Here is a 19,092-nt window from a genome sequence, read left to right as displayed (position 1 = left end):
GGCATGTTCGGATACTCCGCATTCAGTTGATAAACATAACCGCAAGGCCTGCCGTGCCCTGGTGGTTACTTCTTCTTTTTCGGGGCGATGACCATAATCAGCTGGCGTCCTTCCATCTTAGGATGCTGTTCGACGGTCCCGTATTCAACCAGGTCAGCTTCAACCCGCTTCAACAGTTCCATACCCAGCTCCTGGTGGGCCATCTCACGGCCGCGGAATCGTAACGATACCTTGGCCCTGTCCCCATCACTCAGGAAACGTACCAGGTTGCGCAGTTTTACCTGGTAATCCCCTTCCTCCGTCCCTGGACGAAACTTGATTTCTTTAACCTGGATTTGTTTCTGGTTTTTCTTCGCTGCGGCAATCTGTTTCTTCTTTTCGAAGATCGACTTGCCGTAATCCATCAGCTTGCAAACAGGGGGTACTGCATCAGCGGAAATTTCCACCAAATCCAGTTTGGCTTCTTCAGCCTTAAGAAGCGCTTCTTCGATCGGGACAATGCCAAGTTGCTCGCCCTCAGCTCCGATTAACCGAACCTCGCGTGCAGAGATATTCTCGTTGATCGGGGCTTTCGGTGCAGCTCGTTTATCTTGTCTCATTTCACGCTTAATAATAATTACTCCGAATCATGGCGACCACGCCGGGAAACCGCTTGTGCGAGGAATTCAGCGAATTGCGCGACGGGCATCGAGCCCAGGTCAGCACCTTCACGTGTACGCACAGCGACAGTCTGCATCTCGACTTCCCGATCTCCAATAACCAAGAGATAAGGAACCTTGAGCAAAGTATGCTCGCGGATTTTAAAGCCGATCTTTTCATTTCTCAAGTCAGACTTGGCACGAAAGCCGCTCTGATTGAGAGTTTTTTCAACCTCAGCGGCAAATTCTGCCTGTTTATCAGTGATATTCATGATCACTGCCTGAGTTGGCGCCAACCACGCGGGGAAAGCACCTTCGTAATGCTCAATCAAAATGCCGACAAAGCGTTCGAACGATCCGAGGATCGCGCGGTGCAGCATAACGGGATGCTTGCGGCTGTTGTCTTCAGACACATATTCTGCGCCAAGACGGATCGGCAGGTTAAAATCGAGCTGCAGAGTACCACACTGCCACACACGACCAAGACAATCTTTTAGAGAGAATTCAATCTTCGGTCCGTAGAAGGCCCCCTCACCCGGTTGCAGGTCATAAGCCAAACCGGCGCTATCAAGTGCTGAAGCCAAGGCACTTTCAGCACGATCCCACAGCTCATCGGAACCTACGCGCTTTTCAGGGCGAGTCGAAAGCTTGAGCTCGATATCTTTAAAACCGAAGTCTGCGTACACATCCAGCGTCAGCTTAATAAAGGCAGCGGACTCGGCCTGCATCTGCTCTTCAGTGCAGAAAATGTGTGCGTCGTCCTGAGTAAAGGCGCGAACACGCATGATGCCGTGCAAGGCACCCGACGGCTCGTTACGGTGACAAGCACCGAACTCAGCCAGGCGCAATGGCAGCTCACGGTAGCTTTTAAGGCCCTGGTTAAAAACCTGCACGTGACATGGGCAGTTCATCGGTTTTATCGCGTAATCGCGGTTTTCCGACTCAGTGGTGAACATGTTTTCAGCGTAGTTAGCCCAGTGACCGGACTTTTCCCACAAGCTGCGATCCACGACCTGAGGAGTCTTGATCTCCAGGTAGCCGTTCTCGCGCTGTACTTTACGCATGTACTGCTCAAGCACTTGATACAGGGTCCAGCCATTTGGATGCCAGAACACCATGCCCGGCGCTTCTTCTTGAGTATGAAACAGGCCCAGGCGCTTACCGATTTTGCGGTGATCGCGCTTTTCAGCCTCTTCAATACGCAGGATATAGGCTGCCAGCTGCTTCTTGTCAGCCCAGGCAGTGCCGTAAATACGCTGCAACTGCTCGTTTTTGGCATCGCCACGCCAATAGGCGCCTGACAGCTTGGTCAGTTTGAATGACTTGAGAAAGCGTGTGTTAGGGACGTGAGGACCACGACACATGTCAACGTATTCTTCATGGAAATACAAACCCATGGCCTGCTCGTTCGGCATGTCTTCGATCAGACGCAGCTTGTAGTCTTCACCGCGCTCAGAGAACAGTTCGATCACTTCAGCGCGCGGCGTCACTTTCTTGATGACGTCATAGTCTTTTTCGATCAACTGCTGCATGCGCTTCTCGATAGCAGCCATGTCATCCGGAGTAAACGGACGCTCATAGGCGATATCGTAGTAAAAGCCTTCATCAATAACAGGACCGATCACCATTTTGGCTGAAGGGTACAACTGCTTGACTGCGTGGCCGACCAAGTGAGCGCAAGAGTGACGAATGATCTCCAGCCCCTCTTCATCCTTGGGCGTAATGATTTGCAAGGTGGCATCATTTTCGATCAAGTCACAGGCATCAACCAGCTTGCCGTTGACCTTGCCGGCTACAGTAGCCTTGGCTAAACCTGCGCCAATTGAAGCAGCGACCTCGGCAACAGAGACCGGATGATCGAATGAACGTTGACTGCCGTCGGGAAGAGTAATAGTTGGCATGGCGCCTCCTCTCCTAGTGGTGACCCCTACCAAAGGTCACGTGGGTTGGGATGAGCCAGTACGCGATTCGGTGGTATGCCTGCCTCACAGTGGCAGGAGCCTTGCGGCCAACCGGAAACCGAACCAGAGTGACTGGAGTTCAAATCAAAAAGGTTAATGGCTCTGCTTCGCGGCTCAAGGAGCATGCACTTACAGAAAACTGCCAAGGGCGGCATGCTAACACAGATGCCTTGGCACTGCGCTCCCCCTCTCACTCACGCCTAAAAGCCAGGCTAATTTCGCAAAATGATGAACTTGAGCTTGATTACCCCCTCAGATAATGAGTGAAATCATTTCGCAATTAACGATCACAAGGAGCATCACATGCGCATGACTCACCTACTGGCTTTCGCAGCACCATTGGCACTCCTGCTACCTTTGAGCGCTGAGGCTGCCTGGCCCAAGGATTTGAAAGCCAGCTACATGAAAGACTGCACGGCCGCAGCGGCGCCAAAAATTGGCGAAAAAGCCGCTCAATCACATTGCTCATGTGGCGCAGATAAAATCGATAAGAACTTTACGACCGCTCAAATCAAAGAGCTGATGGGTCCGGACGGAGCAAAAAACCCTCCTCTTCAGCAGAAAGCACTGGATGTAATCGCAGAGTGCCGAGCTGCGCCTCAGCCCAAGAAATAAGGTGTACGAAGCTATTACTCAAGGCAAATACGGCCCGAAAACCAATCCGATCTAAAAAAGACGTCTCATTTGCTGCTTTTTTTTAAAGCCATTTCCGGCCTGAAAGCCCCATAAAACGGGGCTCTCAGGCATTTTAAAGATTGGGCAAAAGCTAATAATGCGTCAATCTGAGGCTCAGGGGGGCTCCCAAACTTCACATTTCGACTATGATAGCCAAGTGTGCCCAGTTGGCCTGAGCAACACAGTACTACTGAAAATATAAGTTTCTTGGAGATACACCATGTCTAATCGCCAAACCGGCACCGTAAAATGGTTCAACGATGAAAAAGGCTTCGGCTTCATCACTCCTCAAGGTGGCGGTGACGACCTGTTCGTACACTTCAAAGCTATCGAAAGCGACGGTTTCAAAAGCCTGAAAGAAGGCCAGACCGTTTCCTTCGTGGCTGAGAAAGGCCAAAAGGGTATGCAAGCTGCACAGGTTCGTCCGGAGTAAATCTCCCGCGAACAAAAAAACCCCGTCCATGTGACGGGGTTTTTTATGCCTGAAACAACGCTAGGCGTGTTTAGCCGCAGTTAACACGGGTAATGATTGCGTTGTCATCAGCATTCAGATTCAAGCGATCAGAACGGTACTCCAAGGTCATCACGTCGTGTGGCAACAAGATGCGGGCGTTCTGAGCACCGGCTTTGATACGGGCTTGCTCCAGCAGACTGGACGATGCCTTCTGGCCTATTGCAAAAGCGGCTGCCTTGGCATCGCAACGCGTGTGGCCGGCATCAGCCACAGGAGCCTTAACAGCGTCGCTCGTGCTGCTGCACCCAGACAGCGCTACAACTGCCAATAATGAACCCAGTGACACTAGCTTCCAAGACATGAAGCCTCCTTAAGATGAAAAATCGTAACCTTTGCGACAGCTTTTGCGCAGATAGGTTGCATGGGGCCTTACAGCAAAATCCGATCAACCCTAGGGCTCGGGATTTTGCCCGACTGAATACAGACTGCGCTCACCTAATCGTGACCAAATATGTACAAACGATTAATAGACATCAATGTAGTCAAATGGCGGATTAGGCCAGTTTTCTTTCAAGGCATTGAGAATCTGCATAACCCAGACTTCATCACTGGCCGCAACATTCCCGACATACCCCGAACCTGCCGCCCACGTCTCAAGCCTGAACAACAGCCCATCGATATCGACACCGCCCACCACACCTGAAGAGATATAAGCGATGCCCTGCTTGGTGACGCGCAACTGAGTGTGCACATCATCACTGGCAGAGGCTAATAATTGGCTAACCGCTGAAAGGGTCAAGCTCTCGGGATTTTGTAAATCAATCTGCATGCAGCCTCCCCACAAAAAACGCTAGTGTGTCATGCAGCAGCGACTTCTTGCGAAAGTTAAGGCGCTGAGAGAGCGATACCACGATTAATTTTGTTCTACTGGTCGTCTCAGGATGACATTTTGCTAAAATTTCGCTTTCGACACCCCTTCATGAGATACCCATGACAACAGTCACCCTCGATGCAGATATCAAAGCCAAATGGCCTCAAGGGCAATGCTTCTACAGCCCAAGCAGCCCTGAAGAGCTCGCCATCATCGGCATTGATCTCTTGGTCAAAGAACTTGGCACTCAGGCCGCACGCGTTTTTGTCAGCCAGGTTTTCGAAAAACACAAAGACACCGCCCCCTCGAAACCGGTTTAAGACCGCACTCTCAGTGCAGGCAATTTCTTTGGTGTGCCTCCCTATCGGGCACACCTCGGACGCGATAACAACCGTACAGCCATTTCGCACAATCGCAGAATCGACTGCCCAACCGTCGTAAGCTCCCTATAGACATAACGGCTGATCTGCACAGCATAAAAGCCAATCACTGGCAGTTGCTCCGGCATGCGAATGTTGCGCTCATGGCCTCAGGCACTGCGCGCAAAAGAGCCATTGGCAAACGGCTACCCAGTCGAGTCTCCGAACAGAAAACAATGTCAACGTTCGGAAATCCGCACTCCCTCAATGCCAGAAAAAATCAAACCGAAATATTTACTTAAAAATCAATTAGTTAAGTTCATGACTAAGCGTTTCAAACTTTGGCATAGATAGTGCGTTGATGTGGCCAGCACTTGCCTCGAGAGGGCAGGTGCCGCGCCAATCTGTACCTCTGCGCGCTCACCAATAAGAGAGAAAATAATGAAAACAGCTATCTTGAAAACTATTGTGCCGGGCGCCTTGGCCCTTCTGCTGTCCTTGCCTACTGTTCAAGCTCAAGAAGCCGCCACCAAGCCGAATGTGGTCATTCTGGCAACCGGCGGCACCATTGCGGGCGCCGGAGCCAGTGCGGCCAACAGCGCAACTTACACCGCGGCAAAAGTGGGTATTGATCAACTGATCGCTGGCGTTCCGGAGCTGAGTCAATTAGCAAACGTGCGTGGTGAGCAAGTCATGCAAATTGCTTCCGAGAGCATCACCAACGACAACTTGCTGCAACTGGGTCGCCGCGTCGCCGAGTTGGCAGACAGTAACGATGTCGATGGCATCGTCATCACCCACGGCACCGACACGCTCGAGGAGACCGCTTACTTCCTCAATCTGGTCGAAAAGACCGATAAGCCAATCATCGTTGTCGGCTCCATGCGCCCGGGCACTGCCATGTCCGCTGACGGCATGCTCAACCTGTACAACGCAGTGGCCGTGGCCGGCAGCAAAGACGCGCGCGGCAAAGGCGTCCTGGTGACCATGAACGACGAAATCCAGTCTGGCCGTGATGTCAGCAAAATGATGAACATCAAGACCGAGGCGTTCAAAAGCCCTTGGGGCCCACTGGGCATGGTGGTTGAAGGCAAATCCTACTGGTTCCGCTTACCCGCCAAGCGCCACACCATGGACTCTGAATTCGACATCAAAAACATCAAAACCCTGCCAAACGTCGGTATCGCCTACTCTTACGGTAACGTTGACGACACGGCCTACAAAGCGCTGGCACAAGCGGGCGCCAAAGCCATCATCCACGTAGGCACGGGCAACGGTTCGGTCTCGTCTCGCGTTGTTCCGACCCTGCAAGAGTTGCGCAAGGATGGTGTACAAATCATTCGCTCCTCCCACGTCAATAACGGCGGCTTCGTACTGCGTAACGCAGAACAGCCTGACGATAAATACGACTGGGTCGTCGCTCATGACCTTAACCCGCAAAAAGCCCGCATCCTGGCCATGGTTGCACTGACCAAAACCCAAGACAGCAAAGAGCTGCAACGGATGTTCTGGGAATACTAAAACCCTCACGCCAAGCGCTGCTAGGCGCTTGGCATCGCACCACTCATTCGCCCGAATGAGTGGTCTATATTGTTGATTTTCCTCTTGTTCGCGCACTAAACCGAAAAAACGCAGTCCGATCCCGGCAGTGAGAGATATTCAAAGAGTTGCCAAATCTCTCGCAGTTAAATACTGTATGCGCATACAGCTAACCAAGGATCGCATCATGGCTAAAAAAGCGGCGAAAGAACCGACCCTTCAGAGCCCCTACGAAGTTTTCGGCATGCGCATACAAAAAATCATCAGCTCGCCTAAAGCTCAAAAAGACAGGATGGCGGTGCTGAACCGGCAAGAAGATGACAACCCGGAATTCTGGGAGCGCTTGCTGGAAGAAATTTCCGAAAACGATAACGTCACTATCGCTCACCGTGATTGCGGTGGCGTCAATGTTTTCTGGACCGTACCAGAGGAAGACTGAGTCAATGAGGGTTCGTTTACTGGCATTTGCCAGCCTCTTTACTGCTTTAAGTGCACACGCTACAGCCCCGCAGACATTCAGCGAAGCTAAGAAAATCGCCTGGAAACTCTACGAGCCCCAATCGACAGAGTTTTACTGCGGCTGCAAATACTCCGGCAACCGCGTTGATCTCAAAGCGTGCGGTTACGTACCGCGCAAAAATGCCAACCGCGCAGCGCGTATCGAGTGGGAACACATTGTTCCTGCCTGGCAGATTGGTCATCAGCGTCAATGCTGGCAAAACGGGGGGCGGAAGAACTGCACCCGTAACGACCCGGTCTACAAAGTGGCAGAAGCCGACCTGCACAACCTGGTGCCGAGTATTGGCGAAGTCAATGGCGATCGAAACAACTTCAGTTTTGGCTGGCTACCGACACAGACCGGGCAATATGGCTCATGCCTGACTCAAGTCGATTTCAAGGCTAAAAAAGTCATGCCGCGTCCGCGCATTCGCGGCATGATTGCACGCACCTATTTGTACATGAGCAAGCGCTATAACCTGCGCCTCTCCAAACAGGACCAGCAGCTGTACGCAGCCTGGAACAAGACTTACCCGGTCCAGAACTGGGAGCGCCAACGCAACCAGGCCGTGGCCTGCGTCATGGGTCAAGGCAACGACTTTGTCGGCCCAGTCAATCTCAAGGCCTGTGACTAGCCATGCGCCAACGACCCTCCTCCCGTTTACTTGTCATAAGTCCTGAAAATCGTGTGCTTCTTTTCCGTTTCACCCATAAGAACGGAGCACTGCAAGGCCAAGAATATTGGGCCACGCCCGGTGGTGGAGTGGAGCCTGGAGAAACCTTTGAGCAGGCTGCCATTCGAGAACTCTATGAAGAAGTCGGGGTGACTGCGCACGACGTGGGGCCAGTGCTCGCTCAGCGGCTTTTTGAGATGCAACTGCCGGAGGGTCAGTGGGTAATAGCCGAAGAACGCTTCTTCATGGTTCGGGTTGATGCTGAACAGGTGTCCGATGGCGGCTGGACAGAACAGGAGCGCGAAGTCATGACTCAGCACACCTGGTGGTCGCGCACAGAGTTGCAACAGACATCGGCCCTGGTTTTCCCCCAGGACTTACTGTCGATACTGGGTTCATACCTTCCTTGAACACGTCGCAAATAGAATATCAACGTCTGCGCTTTCCTCCCACGGGGAAGGCTCGAGGTCATTTCCCACTCGTTAAATCGTTTATGGCGCGCAAATAGATGAGATTTCATGGAACTCATTTATTGCCGAACAGTAGAGCCTGAGCTATTACTCTCGGGATGATAAAACAAGCTCGATTTAACAAGAAAGAACAGGTAGTCAATGAGCTCGTCCGCCAAATCGAAAACGGGCTTATGGAAGACGGTTACGTCTTGCCCGATGAGGATCAGTTGGCTCAAGAACTGGGTGTCAATCGCAACACATTGCGCCAAGCGCTGACAGAACTGGAACGTCGCAAGTACATCGCTCGACGCACCACGGGAGGCGCTGTCGTGACCTTTGACGGCATACCGCTCGATCAGAAAAATGGTTGGACGCAAGCACTGGCCAGCACTGGCGCACGGATCCATACCGAACAGCTCAAACTTGAGTCCGTCGAACGCCCAGAGTTAACCCTTCGATTTGGCCTGAGCCATTTCATCATGCTGGAACGTCGTCGGCGCCGCAGCAATGGAACTGCCATTTCCCTGGAGCGCTCATTCATACCCGCCACCGGCGGGCTTGAAGGGTTGCCACGAGTCGGCATGATTGACGGCTCACTCACCATCACGTTGGCCGCTTATGGCTTTATCGGCGATCACGGCGACCAGTGGATTGGTGCCGAGCCACTCAACGAAGAAGATGCGCTGTTGCTCGGTCGCCCTGCAAGCACGGTGTTCATTAAAACCTTACGCACCACCTATGACCGGCGTGGGCGGCTCATGGAGCATGTCGAAAGCTGGCTTGATCCCACCCACTTTCGCATGTATCACTCATTTGGAGCCCCGGGATGAAGTTGATTGAGCGTGCACTCGGGGCCTTTTATGGTCTGGCATTAGGCGATGCCCTAGGCATGCCGACCCAGTCCTTTAGCCGAGTGCAAATCCTCACCCGCTTTGGTCCGATTACTCGCTTGGTAGATGCGCCAGCCGACCAGCCCATCGCCCCGAGCATGCCTGGGGGCTCAATCACCGATGACACTGAACAAGCCATTCTGGTCGCTCAACTTCTGGTGGATGGAAACGGCACTATCGACCCCAACACCCTTGCGCATCGTCTGATCACCTGGGAAGCCGCGATGAAGGCCAAGGGTTCGCAAGACCTGCTGGGGCCGTCAACCAAACGCGCTATCGAAATGATCCTCACAGGCCACAGCCCCGAAGAGTCCGGGCGTTATGGCACGACTAACGGCGCGGCCATGCGCATCACACCGGTGGGTATAGCCGCTGATATCAGCCAGCCTGAATCATTCATGAAAACGGTGGTTCAAGCCTGTCAAGTCACTCACAACACCAGCTTGGGCATTGCCAGCGCAGCGGCTGTGGCTGCCGTCATCTCAAGCGGAATAAACGGCAAAAAACTTCAACACGCGCTCAATGCGGGCACTGAAATGGCCTACATAGCAGAACACCACGGCCACTGGGTTGCCGGTGGCCGCATCGGGCCGCGCATTCGCTGGGCCAGACAAGCCAGTCATACATGCAACCCCGACAACCTCGGCGACTTGCTGTACGACGTGATTGGCACTTCAGTCGCGTCTCAAGAGTCTGTGGTGGCCGCCTTTGCCCTTGCGCAACGGGTAGCCAGTGGCAACCTCAGCAGTTTCAGTGCGCTGTGCATCGCCGCCAGTATTGGCGGCGACACCGATACACTCGCCGCTATTCTCGGCGCCATGCTCGGCGCGTGTGCAGGCCTTGAACATTGGCCGAGCGCTCTGATCCAGCAAGTAAAAGCAGTCAACAACCTGCAGCTGGAGCCATTGGTACAACAGTTGCTAACGCTACGCGCCGCATAAAAAAGCCGCGAAGGACCGCAGCACGCCAGGTCTCACCAGAGCCCAAACCTCTGTGCCCGGGAAGACAACATCCGCCTCAGGAGCAGCATCCCATGAGCAGTCCCAACGCAGGGCACAGTGCCGGACAACTGGAAACCCGCGGTATAGAACCGGTTCCCGAAAACGAGTGCAATGGCAACCCGCTGCAACTGTTCTGGGTCTGGTTTGCGGCCAATATCAGCATTCTCGGCTTGCCGCTCGGCGCAACGCTGGTAGCCTTCCACCCGTTGGCCATATGGCAGGTCGTCCTCGTTGCCTTGATCGGCGCGGCGGGCTCGTTCGCTGTGGTTGGCGTGATCTCCATCGCTGGACGACGCGGCCGAGCGCCAAGCCTGACTCTGTCGCGAGCGATCTTTGGGGTGCGCGGCAACATTGGGCCCACGCTGATTTCTCTGATGTCACGCGTCGGCTGGGAAACCGTCAACACCACCACCGCCGCGTTTGTACTGCTGGCGTTGTGCGCAATCGTGTTTGGCACGCCCACCGAAGCTAAAAATGCGCCACTGCTCACCCTACTCTTTATCGCGATATTCACCCTGTTGACCCTGTCCGTTTCCGGACTGGGCCACGCTACCTTGCTGGTCATTCAAAAATGGGCAACCTACCTGTTTGGTGCACTCAACCTGCTGGTAGGAGGTTTTCTGTGCGCGACCATCGACTGGCAGGCGGTCTTCAACACCAACGCGGCGCCGGTCAGTTCCGTGTTGATCGGCATCGGGATCATGGCGGCAGGTACCGGGCTCGGCTGGGCCAATGCCGGTGCTGACATGTCGCGCTATCAACATCGCAGCGTCAGTGCGACCCAATTGGTGGCCTGCGCGGCTTGGGGCGCAGGCATTCCACTGGTCCTGCTGATCACCCTGGGCGGCTTGTTGTCAGTCGGCAACCACGACCTGGCCTCAGCCACCGACCCCATCGCTGCGATCCGCAACATGTTGCCCGCCTGGATGGCCGTGCCCTATCTGCTTAGCGCGTTCGGCGGCTTACTGCTGTCCAATCACCTGTCAGTGTATTCGGCGGGGCTCACTACCCTGACTCTGGGGATCAAAATCAAGCGGGTGCAGGCCGTTGTCGTCGATATCGTGGCCATTTTCTGTGGCTCCATTTACTTCATGCTGTTCGCCGATAGTTTTTATGGGCCCTTCATCACATTTATTTCACTGACGGCAATTGCGATTACTGCGTGGGTCGCGATCTTTGTCGTCGACCTCATCCATCGCCAGTACTACAGCTCCCGAGACCTGCTGGATGTCAGCCCCAGCTCCATTTATTGGTACCACGGCGGTATTGAATGGCGAGCACTGGGTTCATGGGCGCTGGCCTTGATGCTGGGCTTGTGCTTTACCCGGGTCGGCAGCTCAGACGCCGACTGGTTCGTCGGGCCACTGGCCGATTCATGGATGGGTCATAACGGTCTGGGCTGGATCGTGACGTTTGTCGTCGCAGGAGGGTTGTATGCGCTGCTCGGCGGCGCCAAAGACCGCCGACTGGCTATTCCGGGGCCTGCCAATGTCTAGATTGCTACACACCGGCCAAGTGATTATTGACCTGGTCATGGCACTCGAAACCTTGCCCCGTTCCGGCGGCGATGAGTTAGCCAAAAGCGCCAGTTTCCACGCCGCAGGCGGCTTCAATACAATGGCCGCCGCGCAACGCAACGGGCTTAACACCCTTTACCTTGGCCGTCATGGCCGAGGCCAGTTTGGCGATATTGCACGTCTGGCCTTGCAAGCAGAAGGCATTAAGGTCATCCAGCCAATTGATCCAGACAAAGACACCGGACTCTGTGTGGCATTGACCGAAGCCAACGCCGAGCGAACGTTTATTTCCTGCATTGGCGCAGAGGGTGTTCTGTCGAACGAGGATCTTGCAACGGTGCATGTTGAACCTGACGACTACCTATATATCAGCGGCTATAGCCTGCTGCATCCGGGCAAAGCCAAGTCACTGCTTAGCTGGCTGACCGGATTGGCGCGAAGCGTCCATGTCACCTTCGATCCGGGTCCATTACTGCAAGACATCGACCCCGCCTTGATCAGTACTTTATTGCCCCGCCTGCACCTCTGGACCAGTAATCGCAGCGAAGCACTAGGTTTCACCGCCAGCACGACGATTGCAGACGCCCTGCTCACGCTGAAATCGCGACTGCCCGATAACTGCCTGGTGGTGGTCCGCGACGGCCCGCAAGGATGCTGGATCAACAACGCTCAGGGGCCGCAACTGATTGCCGGTTTTAACGTTGACGCCATCGACAGCAATGGCGCTGGAGACGCCCATACAGGGGTCATGATTGCCGCGCTCAGTACAGGCCACACAGCGCCGGATGCGGCCCAGCGAGCCAATGCGGCAGCGGCTATAGCCGTCACACGCTGGGGGCCAGCCACCGCTCCAAATGCCAGCGAAATTGACTGTTTTATCCAAAGTGCCTGCTCTGCGGCGCACAAACAGGATTGAAACAGAGCAGAACACACAAAACTTTACTCGCAACACGACCAAAGACTGTAGGCAAAAAGCCATAAATCTGTGGCCGAGTGCTGGAAAATGCTCAGGCTGCTGTTTTAACCTTACGCTTTGACTCCCTTCCAGATACACCAGCGCCCGACAACTCCTACAGGATGTCGGGCCACTTGCGTGTAGGTCGGGCGGCGCTTCTCTGACTGTGTGACGATCCTTTTGAAATTCATCATTATTGCTGTCTACGTTTTGTCCATCGCATATGTACACCTGCGGGGCAGGGTTCGCCATAAACTCGGTCGCCAACTGAGCGACCACTCCACCTTCCTGGCGCCGATCAACTGCTTCTTGTATCTGTTCTCCAAGGTGCCCAGCCAGCCTTACTTGAAACCGGCTGACTTCCCCCAGTTGCACGTCCTGCAGGACCACTGGCAAGAGATACGCGAAGAAGCCCGAAACCTGATGCAGGCGGGTGAGATCAAACGTTCCGAACAGCCGAATGACGTGGGTTTCAACTCATTCTTCAAGAGCGGCTGGAAACGTTTTTACCTCAAGTGGTACGGCGACAACCACCCTTCCGCCGTGGAGCTGTGCCCGCGCACGATCGAGCTGCTCAACAGCATCGGCACCGTCAAAGCCGCCATGTTTGCCGAGTTACCGCCGGGTTCAAAACTGGTTCGTCATCGCGACCCGTACGCGGGCTCGCTGCGTTACCACTTGGGCCTGGACACCCCGAATGACCCTGGCTGCTATATCAATGTCGATGGGCAGAACTACGCCTGGCGTGACGGCGAAGCGGTGATGTTCGACGAAACGTTCATTCATTACGCCGAAAACAGCACCAACAAGAACCGCATCATCCTGTTTTGCGATGTTGAACGGCCGATGCAATACGGCTGGGCAGCAGCCTTCAACCAATGGTTCAGTCGTACCGTGATGGCCTCGGCCAGTTCACCCAACGACGCCAATGATAGAACCGGCGGCCTGAATCGGGCCTTCACCCGGCTGTACACGATTCGCTTGCGCGGCAAAGCGCTTAAAAAACGCAATCGCACGCGCTACTACCTGGAAAAATGGGCGATTTTCGGCGCCTTGCTGGCGTTGTTCTTGCTGATCTAAACCCTGTAGCGAGCGTGCCTTCGCGATCTTTTGAGCTTTAAAAAGATCGCGAGCCAAGCTTGCGCCTGCAATTAAGACGTCTAGACCAGCACTTTCCACAGCAATAAGGTACCCACCAGCCCCACCACCGAGACGATGGTTTGCAGCACTGACCACACCCACAATGTCTGTTTGAGCTCCAGGCCAAAGTACTCGCGCACCATCCAGAACCCCGCGTCGTTGACGTGACAAAAGAACACCGAACCCGCTCCGATGGCCAGCGCCACCAAAGAGCTTTGAGTGCCTCCGAGCCCGATGATCAAAGGCGCCAGAATACCGGCCGTGGTGGTGGTCGCCACCGTTGCCGACCCCGTGGCCTGACGTAACGCCACCGCAATCAACCACGCCAGCAACACGAATGAGAGGTGCGCCCCGGTGGCGACCTTACTGATGGTGTCACTGATCCCGGCTTGTAACAGGGTCTCTTTCAAGCCACCGCCCGCGCCAATCGTCAGCAACAGCACGGCAATCGGCGCCAGACTCTTACGCAGCACGCCGCCCACCTGATCGCGGGCCATGCCGATGGACCACCCCAGGCAAATCACCGCCGCAATCACCGCCAGCCCCAGCGCGATCAAAGGCTCGCCCAGAAACTTCAAGGTCACGGCCATCCCACTCTCAGGCGCCATCGCAACCTTGGCCAGGGTGCTGCCGAGCATCAGGAGTACGGGTAACAAAATAATCAGCAGCGACACTGCAAACGTCGGCTTGCGCCGGGTGGCCACCTTGGCCGAGAACAACGCACCCAACTCGGCAGGCTCTACCACATGCATGCGTTTGGACAGCCAAATGCCATACAGCGGGCCGGCCAGAATCACCGCCGGAATCGCCAGACTCAGCCCCAACAACATGGTCAGCCCCAAATCCGCGTGCAAGGCGCTGACCGCAATCAGCGGGCCGGGGTGCGGCGGCATCAAGGCGTGCAAGGTGGTCATGCCCGCGAGTGCAGGGATGGCGACCCTGAGCAGCGGCTGCCCCGACTGCCTAGCGATCACAAAGATGATCGGCACCATCAGCACCAGCCCCACCTCAAAGAACAACGGCAAGCCCACCACCATCGCCACCAACGCCATCACCCAGGGTAATGCCTTGCCCTTGGCATGGCGCAACAAGGTCGAGGCGATTTGATCCGCTGCCCCCGACTCCGCCATCAAGGCGCCAAGCATGGCCCCCAGGGCAATGATGATCCCGGCTTCGCCCAAGATGCTTCCAGCACCTTTGCTGAAGGCCTTGGCGACGATTTCGGGTGGTAAACCTGCGCCTATCCCTGCGACAAAAGTACCGATCAGAATAGAAAGAAAGGGCGTGAGCTTACAGACACTGATTAAAACGATGATGGCGAAAATTGCCAGCAGGCAGCACACGATCAATTGAGTATCGTGTGCCAGCCATAGCGGGGTTGAAAGATCCAACGATGAGCCCTCTCTTTGTAGTTATTTGTTACGAGAAGACCAAATATAACGGATGACAAAACCGGACAGGATGAAGATTGAGACAGATGCCACTCAGCGTATGACCAACGGCGCCAAGGTGCCGAGCAATGAAACCGCAGCCACAGCCGACATCCCCAAGCACCATTCAAACGCCACACTGTTGCGCAACACAGCAAAATGACCAGTACGGCTCATCACAAGATTGAACAAGGCGAACAGCAACATCAGCCCGACCAGCGTCACCTTGATCAGCAAAATCAGAGCGAAACCTTCAAACAAAGGCGTAGGCCACAGTGCGCCTGTCAGCACCCGCGTATTGATCAGGCCAGTGAGAATGATCCCGGCCACGAGCACAAACCCTATATGACTGAAGCGCCGCAGTACCGCATCGACCGCAAGCCCGGCAGGATGCGAGAGTACATGCCACAACACCGGCAGGCCGCCGACCCAGGCTGCGACACAGAGCAAATGGACCAACTGGTTGAGGATCAGCAGTTGCCCCTGCCAGCCATCCAGCATTGCGCCATGCCCGACTGGGGCCAGAGTGGCCAGCAACAGAAAATTCAGCGCACAGACCACACTGCTTCGGGCGCTAACGTACAACGCCAGCAGTAGCAGCCCATTGAACAGTAAGTGCCCTGCCCAAACCTGACCAAAAAAAGTGCTGCCCAACACCCGTTTTAACGTCCCCGGGTCCAAAGTGTCGGCCCAGCTACCGGCCATGGAATGCGTGGTCAGCAGCAACCAGACCACGCCACTGACCAGCGCCAGCCATGCCAGCCCGCGGTAAGCGCAGCGAAGTTGTTGCCCGGAATCATACTGCAACCCCAGCAACAAAGGCCTGAATACCCAGGCCCCAAAAAGCAGCAACACCGCGCTGAAATGCACAAAACGACAGACAACCATGGCGCTGAACATCAACTCAGTTGCTCACCGTGAAGCGGTATTGACCGGCACTTTTATGGGTATCGACAGAGACCGCGTTCCACTTCACTTCGTACTGACCTGCTGGAAGAGGCTGCTGCGGCGTCACGATCAGCACTTTTTTGTCCGAAGGCTCAGTTTTCACACTGCTCAGTGCGACAGGTGCGCCATCATGGCTGATGGCTACTTGGGTGAAAGCCTGCTCTACGCCCTCGCTAAACTTTAAACGCACTTCTTTAACGTCAGCGGTGCTGCTATCGGCAGCCGGGGTTGCCTCCTTAAGATGCGCGTGAGCAAATGCCGCACTGGCACCCGCCATCAGTGTCACCAAAGCAGCTGTATTGAGGACTTTTTTCAAGAAGGCAGCAGACATCGTGAAGTACCTTGAGATTGGAATACGTGGCAATAATACTCGCCTAATCTCAATAGAGGAGCGCTCACACGCAGCCCATGCGAACTTAGCGCATACCCTCTGCGACTGCAGCGCATCACCCGCAAGGATTTGACAATGCCCATTCGTCTCAGCTTTATTTGTCACGCCCGTACTGAGGCCCAGCGTCTGGCGCGCTTTGCACTCGATGAGCCGGCAGAGCCCAAAAGCCTGGAAAAAGTGGCGCTCATGGCCTCGGCGCTGAAAAAGCCCGTGCGCATTCTTTGCGCCCCTGAAACTCGAACACTTCAAACCGCTCAGGCACTGGGCAGTGAAATTGAAATCGTGCCGGAGCTTGAGGATTACGACATGGGTGACTGGAAAGGACAAAGCCTGTCAGACCTGCAACACAGCATGCCTCAAGTGCTCACCGACTGGATCAGCAACCCCAACGCAGCCCCCCATGGCGGCGAATCGGTACAAGACCTGTGCCTGCGGGTGGGAGCCTGGCTCGACAGCTTTCGCGAAGAAGGCCACTTTGCCGTGGTGACTCACCCCTTCGTCATCCGTGCAGCTATTTTGCATGCCCTGGCAGCCAGCACCGCCTCCTTCAACCTGATCGATGTCGAACCCTTGTCGATCGTCGACCTGCGCTATACAGAGCGCTGGCGGCTGCGGGTTTGAGCCCCTGCTGAGTGCAGGTGCCCATACCTGTGTGGACACCCCGCTGCTAGCGGCCGCGCAGAGCATCAAGCATCACAATGCAACACTGGAGGGCGCCTTCGTGACCTTGCTCAACAGCGCCGACGTGAGCTTCACCGGGCGGGTTGATCACTCCTCCAGCATCAACCCGCCCGGCGGCAACGGCAGTGCGGTTTTGTACCGCACTTGCTTGAGGGCAAAGCTGGAACGGATATTGGCCACGCCCGGCACTTTGGTCAGAAAGTCCAGCATGAAGCGCTCCAGCGCCTGAATGCTCGGCACCAGCACCCGGATCAGATAATCCGGGTCACCCGCCATCAAATAGCACTCCATGACTTCCTGGCGATTTGAAATCGCCGCCTCAAAATGTTGCAGCGCCTCTTCGACCTGTTTCTCCAGGCTGACATGAATAAACACGTTAACGTGCAAGCCCAACATATCGGCGTCGAGCAGGGTCACTTGCTCACGAATCAACCCCAGCTCTTCCATCGCTTTGACCCGGTTAAAACACGGCGTCGGTGACAGATTAACCGAGCGTGCAAGGTCCGCGTTGGTGATCCGCGCATTCTGCTGAAGGCTGTTGAGAATCCCTATATCCGTTCGATCCAGCTTACGCATGAGACAAAAACACCTGTTTTTTATGTTTATGCAGAATTCTTATCCTTATTGGCCTCAAAGCACAACGAACTACAGATAAATATTCTTCACTGTCAGGAATATGATTGTTGTAGGACAAGATTTGGCTTTTAAAACCGTCAAATCTTCGCCGTACAACCTAGCTCCCGCGCCTAAAAACACGACAAGATCGAGCGTAGAGAAAGCCATGACCGAATATGCACCGCTGCGCCTGCACGTTCCCGAACCCTCCGGCCGCCCAGGCTGCAAGACCGACTTCAGCTACCTTCGCCTGACCGATGCAGGCCAGGTACGCAAACCCCCTATCGACGTAGAACCTGCCGACACGGCTGATTTGGCCAGAGGCCTTATTCGCGTGCTCGATGATAAAGGTCAGGCACTTGGCCCATGGGCCGAAGGCATCTGCAGCGAGGTATTGCGCACCGGGATGCGGGCCATGCTGAAAACGCGGATTTTTGACACCCGGATGGTGGTCGCCCAGCGTCAGAAAAAAATGTCGTTCTATATGCAAAGCCTTGGCGAAGAAGCCATCGGCAGCGCTCAAGCCCTGGCGCTGAACATCGATGACATGTGCTTCCCGACGTACCGCCAACAAAGCATTTTGATGGCCCGTGATGTGCCGCTGGTCGATCTGATCTGCCAGTTGCTGTCCAACGAACGCGACCCGCTCAAAGGTCGTCAATTGCCGATCATGTATTCGGTACGCGACTACGGCTTTTTCAGTATTTCCGGCAACCTGGCCACGCAATTCGTGCAAGCCGTCGGCTGGGGCATGGCCTCGGCGATCAAGGGTGACACGAAAATCGCCTCAGCCTGGATCGGTGACGGTGCAACCGCTGAGTCCGATTTCCACACCGCCCTGACCTTTGCCCACGTGTACCGTGCACCGGTCATTCTCAACGTGGTGAACAATCAGTGGGCGATTTCGACCTTTCAGGCCATTGCCGGGGGCGAATCCACCACCTTCGCCGGACGTGGAGTAGGCTGCGGCATCGCCTCACTGCGGGTTGACGGTAACGACTTCATCGCCGTGTACGCCGCCTCGGTATGGGCGGCAGAGCGCGCCCGCCGCAATCTGGGGCCAACGCTGATTGAGTGGGTCACCTACCGTGCCGGCCCGCATTCCACCTCGGACGATCCCTCCAAGTACCGCCCGGCTGATGACTGGAGCCACTTCCCGCTGGGCGATCCGATTGCCCGCCTCAAGCAGCACCTGATCGCCACTGGCAACTGGTCAGAAGAAGAGCACGCCGCCGTCAGCGCCGAACTCGAAGCCGAAATCATTGGCGCGCAAAAGGAGGCCGAGCGTTTCGGCACCTTGGCTGGCGGACAAATGCCCAGCGCAGCGACGATTTTTGAGGACGTGTACAAGGACATGCCCGACCACTTGCGTCGGCAACGTCAGGAATTGGGGTTATAACCAG

The 19,092-nt window shown here is 55.2% G+C and carries 22 protein-coding genes and 1 pseudogene; 14 read left to right on the top strand and 9 right to left on the bottom strand.

Annotation, left to right across the window (positions count from 1 at the left end):
• Positions 1-65: 65 nt before the first annotated feature.
• Together infC and thrS are read right to left on the bottom strand one after the other, a co-directional pair.
• The gene (gene infC, locus ACIQYF_RS16955; protein ID WP_169835808.1) at positions 66-617 is read right to left on the bottom strand and encodes a translation initiation factor IF-3; all 552 of its coding nucleotides are present in this window, start codon (positions 615-617) and stop codon (positions 66-68) included.
• On the bottom strand, positions 617-2,539 hold the full coding sequence (gene thrS / locus ACIQYF_RS16950; RefSeq protein WP_402864114.1) for a threonine--tRNA ligase: 1,923 nt from the start codon (positions 2,537-2,539) through the stop codon (positions 617-619). The genes infC and thrS overlap by 1 nt, the downstream gene beginning before the upstream one ends.
• Positions 2,540-2,902: 363 nt before the next feature.
• Between thrS and ACIQYF_RS16945 the strand changes: the two genes are divergently transcribed.
• Positions 2,903-3,214 (top strand): hypothetical protein, encoded by a 312-nt coding sequence (locus ACIQYF_RS16945; protein WP_402864111.1) that lies wholly within the window; start codon positions 2,903-2,905, stop codon positions 3,212-3,214.
• A gap of 280 nt (positions 3,215-3,494) precedes the next feature.
• The gene (locus tag ACIQYF_RS16940) at positions 3,495-3,707 is read left to right on the top strand and encodes a cold-shock protein (protein ID WP_003179963.1); all 213 of its coding nucleotides are present in this window, start codon (positions 3,495-3,497) and stop codon (positions 3,705-3,707) included.
• A gap of 70 nt (positions 3,708-3,777) precedes the next feature.
• Here the strand turns inward: ACIQYF_RS16940 and ACIQYF_RS16935 are convergent, their stop codons facing one another.
• Entirely contained in the window at positions 3,778-4,089 is a 312-nt protein-coding gene (locus tag ACIQYF_RS16935; protein WP_402864106.1) for an I78 family peptidase inhibitor, read from the bottom strand.
• A 162-nt stretch (positions 4,090-4,251) separates the two neighbouring features.
• Complete coding sequence (locus tag ACIQYF_RS16930; protein ID WP_402864103.1) at positions 4,252-4,557, bottom strand: hypothetical protein; 306 nt, start codon at positions 4,555-4,557, stop codon at positions 4,252-4,254.
• Between the two features lie 161 nt (positions 4,558-4,718).
• Between ACIQYF_RS16930 and ACIQYF_RS16925 the strand changes: the two genes are divergently transcribed.
• Positions 4,719-4,919, top strand: a complete 201-nt coding sequence (locus ACIQYF_RS16925) for a hypothetical protein (protein ID WP_402864100.1) — start codon at positions 4,719-4,721, stop codon at positions 4,917-4,919.
• Positions 4,920-4,978: 59 nt separating this feature from the next.
• On the opposite strand, the pseudogene ACIQYF_RS16920 reads toward ACIQYF_RS16925, so the two are convergent.
• Positions 4,979-5,122 (bottom strand): annotated as a pseudogene (locus ACIQYF_RS16920) (substrate-binding domain-containing protein); the annotation flags it as partial.
• 277 nt (positions 5,123-5,399) lie between these two features.
• On the opposite strand from ACIQYF_RS16920, the gene ACIQYF_RS16915 reads away from it, so the two are divergent.
• The 9 genes from ACIQYF_RS16915 to lpxO all read left to right on the top strand — a co-directional run bounded on the left by ACIQYF_RS16915 (position 5,400) and on the right by lpxO (position 13,564).
• Positions 5,400-6,479 carry an asparaginase gene (locus tag ACIQYF_RS16915; RefSeq protein ID WP_402864097.1) on the top strand — a complete coding sequence of 360 codons (1,080 nt, stop codon included), beginning with the start codon at positions 5,400-5,402 and terminating at the stop codon, positions 6,477-6,479.
• 205 nt (positions 6,480-6,684) lie between these two features.
• Complete coding sequence (locus tag ACIQYF_RS16910) at positions 6,685-6,936, top strand: DUF1654 domain-containing protein (RefSeq protein WP_402864094.1); 252 nt, start codon at positions 6,685-6,687, stop codon at positions 6,934-6,936.
• A 4-nt stretch (positions 6,937-6,940) separates the two neighbouring features.
• Positions 6,941-7,630: an endonuclease gene (locus ACIQYF_RS16905; RefSeq protein ID WP_402864091.1), complete on the top strand. Its 690-nt coding sequence runs from the start codon at positions 6,941-6,943 to the stop codon at positions 7,628-7,630.
• A gap of 2 nt (positions 7,631-7,632) precedes the next feature.
• Positions 7,633-8,079 (top strand): NUDIX hydrolase, encoded by a 447-nt coding sequence (locus ACIQYF_RS16900; protein WP_402864088.1) that lies wholly within the window; start codon positions 7,633-7,635, stop codon positions 8,077-8,079.
• 158 nt (positions 8,080-8,237) lie between these two features.
• On the top strand, positions 8,238-8,951 hold the full coding sequence (locus ACIQYF_RS16895) for a GntR family transcriptional regulator (protein WP_402864085.1): 714 nt from the start codon (positions 8,238-8,240) through the stop codon (positions 8,949-8,951).
• Positions 8,948-9,952 carry an ADP-ribosylglycohydrolase family protein gene (locus tag ACIQYF_RS16890; RefSeq protein ID WP_402864082.1) on the top strand — a complete coding sequence of 335 codons (1,005 nt, stop codon included), beginning with the start codon at positions 8,948-8,950 and terminating at the stop codon, positions 9,950-9,952. The genes ACIQYF_RS16895 and ACIQYF_RS16890 overlap by 4 nt, the downstream gene beginning before the upstream one ends.
• 92 nt (positions 9,953-10,044) lie before the next feature.
• Positions 10,045-11,508, top strand: coding sequence for a purine-cytosine permease family protein (locus tag ACIQYF_RS16885; protein WP_402864079.1), 1,464 nt, complete (start codon positions 10,045-10,047; stop codon positions 11,506-11,508).
• Positions 11,501-12,445, top strand: a complete 945-nt coding sequence (locus tag ACIQYF_RS16880) for a PfkB family carbohydrate kinase (RefSeq protein WP_402864076.1) — start codon at positions 11,501-11,503, stop codon at positions 12,443-12,445. Before ACIQYF_RS16885 ends, ACIQYF_RS16880 begins: the two co-directional genes overlap by 8 nt.
• 219 nt (positions 12,446-12,664) lie before the next feature.
• The gene (gene lpxO / locus ACIQYF_RS16875; protein WP_402864072.1) at positions 12,665-13,564 is read left to right on the top strand and encodes a lipid A hydroxylase LpxO; all 900 of its coding nucleotides are present in this window, start codon (positions 12,665-12,667) and stop codon (positions 13,562-13,564) included.
• 80 nt (positions 13,565-13,644) lie between these two features.
• Here the strand turns inward: lpxO and ACIQYF_RS16870 are convergent, their stop codons facing one another.
• The 3 genes from ACIQYF_RS16870 to copC all read right to left on the bottom strand — a co-directional run bounded on the left by ACIQYF_RS16870 (position 13,645) and on the right by copC (position 16,333).
• Complete coding sequence (locus ACIQYF_RS16870; RefSeq protein WP_402864069.1) at positions 13,645-15,015, bottom strand: gluconate:H+ symporter; 1,371 nt, start codon at positions 15,013-15,015, stop codon at positions 13,645-13,647.
• A 93-nt stretch (positions 15,016-15,108) separates the two neighbouring features.
• Positions 15,109-15,954: a copper homeostasis membrane protein CopD gene (gene copD / locus ACIQYF_RS16865; protein ID WP_402864066.1), complete on the bottom strand. Its 846-nt coding sequence runs from the start codon at positions 15,952-15,954 to the stop codon at positions 15,109-15,111.
• 4 nt (positions 15,955-15,958) lie between these two features.
• Positions 15,959-16,333, bottom strand: coding sequence for a copper homeostasis periplasmic binding protein CopC (copC, locus tag ACIQYF_RS16860; RefSeq protein ID WP_402864063.1), 375 nt, complete (start codon positions 16,331-16,333; stop codon positions 15,959-15,961).
• Between the two features lie 135 nt (positions 16,334-16,468).
• Between copC and ACIQYF_RS16855 the strand changes: the two genes are divergently transcribed.
• A complete protein-coding gene (locus tag ACIQYF_RS16855; protein WP_402864060.1) occupies positions 16,469-17,014 on the top strand; it encodes a histidine phosphatase family protein in 546 nt (181 codons plus the stop codon).
• 147 nt (positions 17,015-17,161) lie between these two features.
• On the opposite strand, the gene bkdR is transcribed toward ACIQYF_RS16855, so the two are convergent.
• Positions 17,162-17,650 (bottom strand): Bkd operon transcriptional regulator BkdR, encoded by a 489-nt coding sequence (gene bkdR, locus ACIQYF_RS16850; RefSeq protein WP_402864057.1) that lies wholly within the window; start codon positions 17,648-17,650, stop codon positions 17,162-17,164.
• A gap of 205 nt (positions 17,651-17,855) precedes the next feature.
• Here bkdR and ACIQYF_RS16845 point away from each other — a divergent pair, with 205 nt between their 5' ends.
• On the top strand, positions 17,856-19,088 hold the full coding sequence (locus ACIQYF_RS16845) for a 3-methyl-2-oxobutanoate dehydrogenase (2-methylpropanoyl-transferring) subunit alpha (RefSeq protein WP_402864054.1): 1,233 nt from the start codon (positions 17,856-17,858) through the stop codon (positions 19,086-19,088).
• Positions 19,089-19,092: the final 4 nt, after the last annotated feature.

Source organism: Pseudomonas sp. NPDC096917, from assembly GCF_044762555.1.
Taxonomy (GTDB): Bacteria; Pseudomonadota; Gammaproteobacteria; order Pseudomonadales; family Pseudomonadaceae; genus Aquipseudomonas.
The sequence above is the reverse complement of the archived record's forward strand: the minus strand, read 5'-3'. Positions and strand labels throughout refer to the sequence as shown.

Excerpts from the sequence above, each read along its gene's own strand:
- thrS (WP_402864114.1), bottom strand. The coding sequence starts at position 2,539 with ATGCCAACTATTACTCTTCCCGACGGCAGTCAACGTTCATTCGATCAT.
- ACIQYF_RS16945 (WP_402864111.1), top strand. The coding sequence starts at position 2,903 with ATGCGCATGACTCACCTACTGGCTTTCGCAGCACCATTGGCACTCCTG.
- ACIQYF_RS16940 (WP_003179963.1), top strand. The coding sequence starts at position 3,495 with ATGTCTAATCGCCAAACCGGCACCGTAAAATGGTTCAACGATGAAAAA.
- ACIQYF_RS16935 (WP_402864106.1), bottom strand. The coding sequence starts at position 4,089 with ATGTCTTGGAAGCTAGTGTCACTGGGTTCATTATTGGCAGTTGTAGCG.
- ACIQYF_RS16930 (WP_402864103.1), bottom strand. The coding sequence starts at position 4,557 with ATGCAGATTGATTTACAAAATCCCGAGAGCTTGACCCTTTCAGCGGTT.
- ACIQYF_RS16925 (WP_402864100.1), top strand. The coding sequence starts at position 4,719 with ATGACAACAGTCACCCTCGATGCAGATATCAAAGCCAAATGGCCTCAA.
- ACIQYF_RS16915 (WP_402864097.1), top strand. The coding sequence starts at position 5,400 with ATGAAAACAGCTATCTTGAAAACTATTGTGCCGGGCGCCTTGGCCCTT.
- ACIQYF_RS16910 (WP_402864094.1), top strand. The coding sequence starts at position 6,685 with ATGGCTAAAAAAGCGGCGAAAGAACCGACCCTTCAGAGCCCCTACGAA.
- ACIQYF_RS16905 (WP_402864091.1), top strand. The coding sequence starts at position 6,941 with ATGAGGGTTCGTTTACTGGCATTTGCCAGCCTCTTTACTGCTTTAAGT.
- ACIQYF_RS16900 (WP_402864088.1), top strand. The coding sequence starts at position 7,633 with ATGCGCCAACGACCCTCCTCCCGTTTACTTGTCATAAGTCCTGAAAAT.
- ACIQYF_RS16895 (WP_402864085.1), top strand. The coding sequence starts at position 8,238 with ATGATAAAACAAGCTCGATTTAACAAGAAAGAACAGGTAGTCAATGAG.
- ACIQYF_RS16890 (WP_402864082.1), top strand. The coding sequence starts at position 8,948 with ATGAAGTTGATTGAGCGTGCACTCGGGGCCTTTTATGGTCTGGCATTA.
- ACIQYF_RS16885 (WP_402864079.1), top strand. The coding sequence starts at position 10,045 with ATGAGCAGTCCCAACGCAGGGCACAGTGCCGGACAACTGGAAACCCGC.
- ACIQYF_RS16880 (WP_402864076.1), top strand. The coding sequence starts at position 11,501 with ATGTCTAGATTGCTACACACCGGCCAAGTGATTATTGACCTGGTCATG.
- copD (WP_402864066.1), bottom strand. The coding sequence starts at position 15,954 with ATGTTCAGCGCCATGGTTGTCTGTCGTTTTGTGCATTTCAGCGCGGTG.
- copC (WP_402864063.1), bottom strand. The coding sequence starts at position 16,333 with ATGTCTGCTGCCTTCTTGAAAAAAGTCCTCAATACAGCTGCTTTGGTG.
- ACIQYF_RS16855 (WP_402864060.1), top strand. The coding sequence starts at position 16,469 with ATGCCCATTCGTCTCAGCTTTATTTGTCACGCCCGTACTGAGGCCCAG.
- bkdR (WP_402864057.1), bottom strand. The coding sequence starts at position 17,650 with ATGCGTAAGCTGGATCGAACGGATATAGGGATTCTCAACAGCCTTCAG.
- ACIQYF_RS16845 (WP_402864054.1), top strand. The coding sequence starts at position 17,856 with ATGACCGAATATGCACCGCTGCGCCTGCACGTTCCCGAACCCTCCGGC.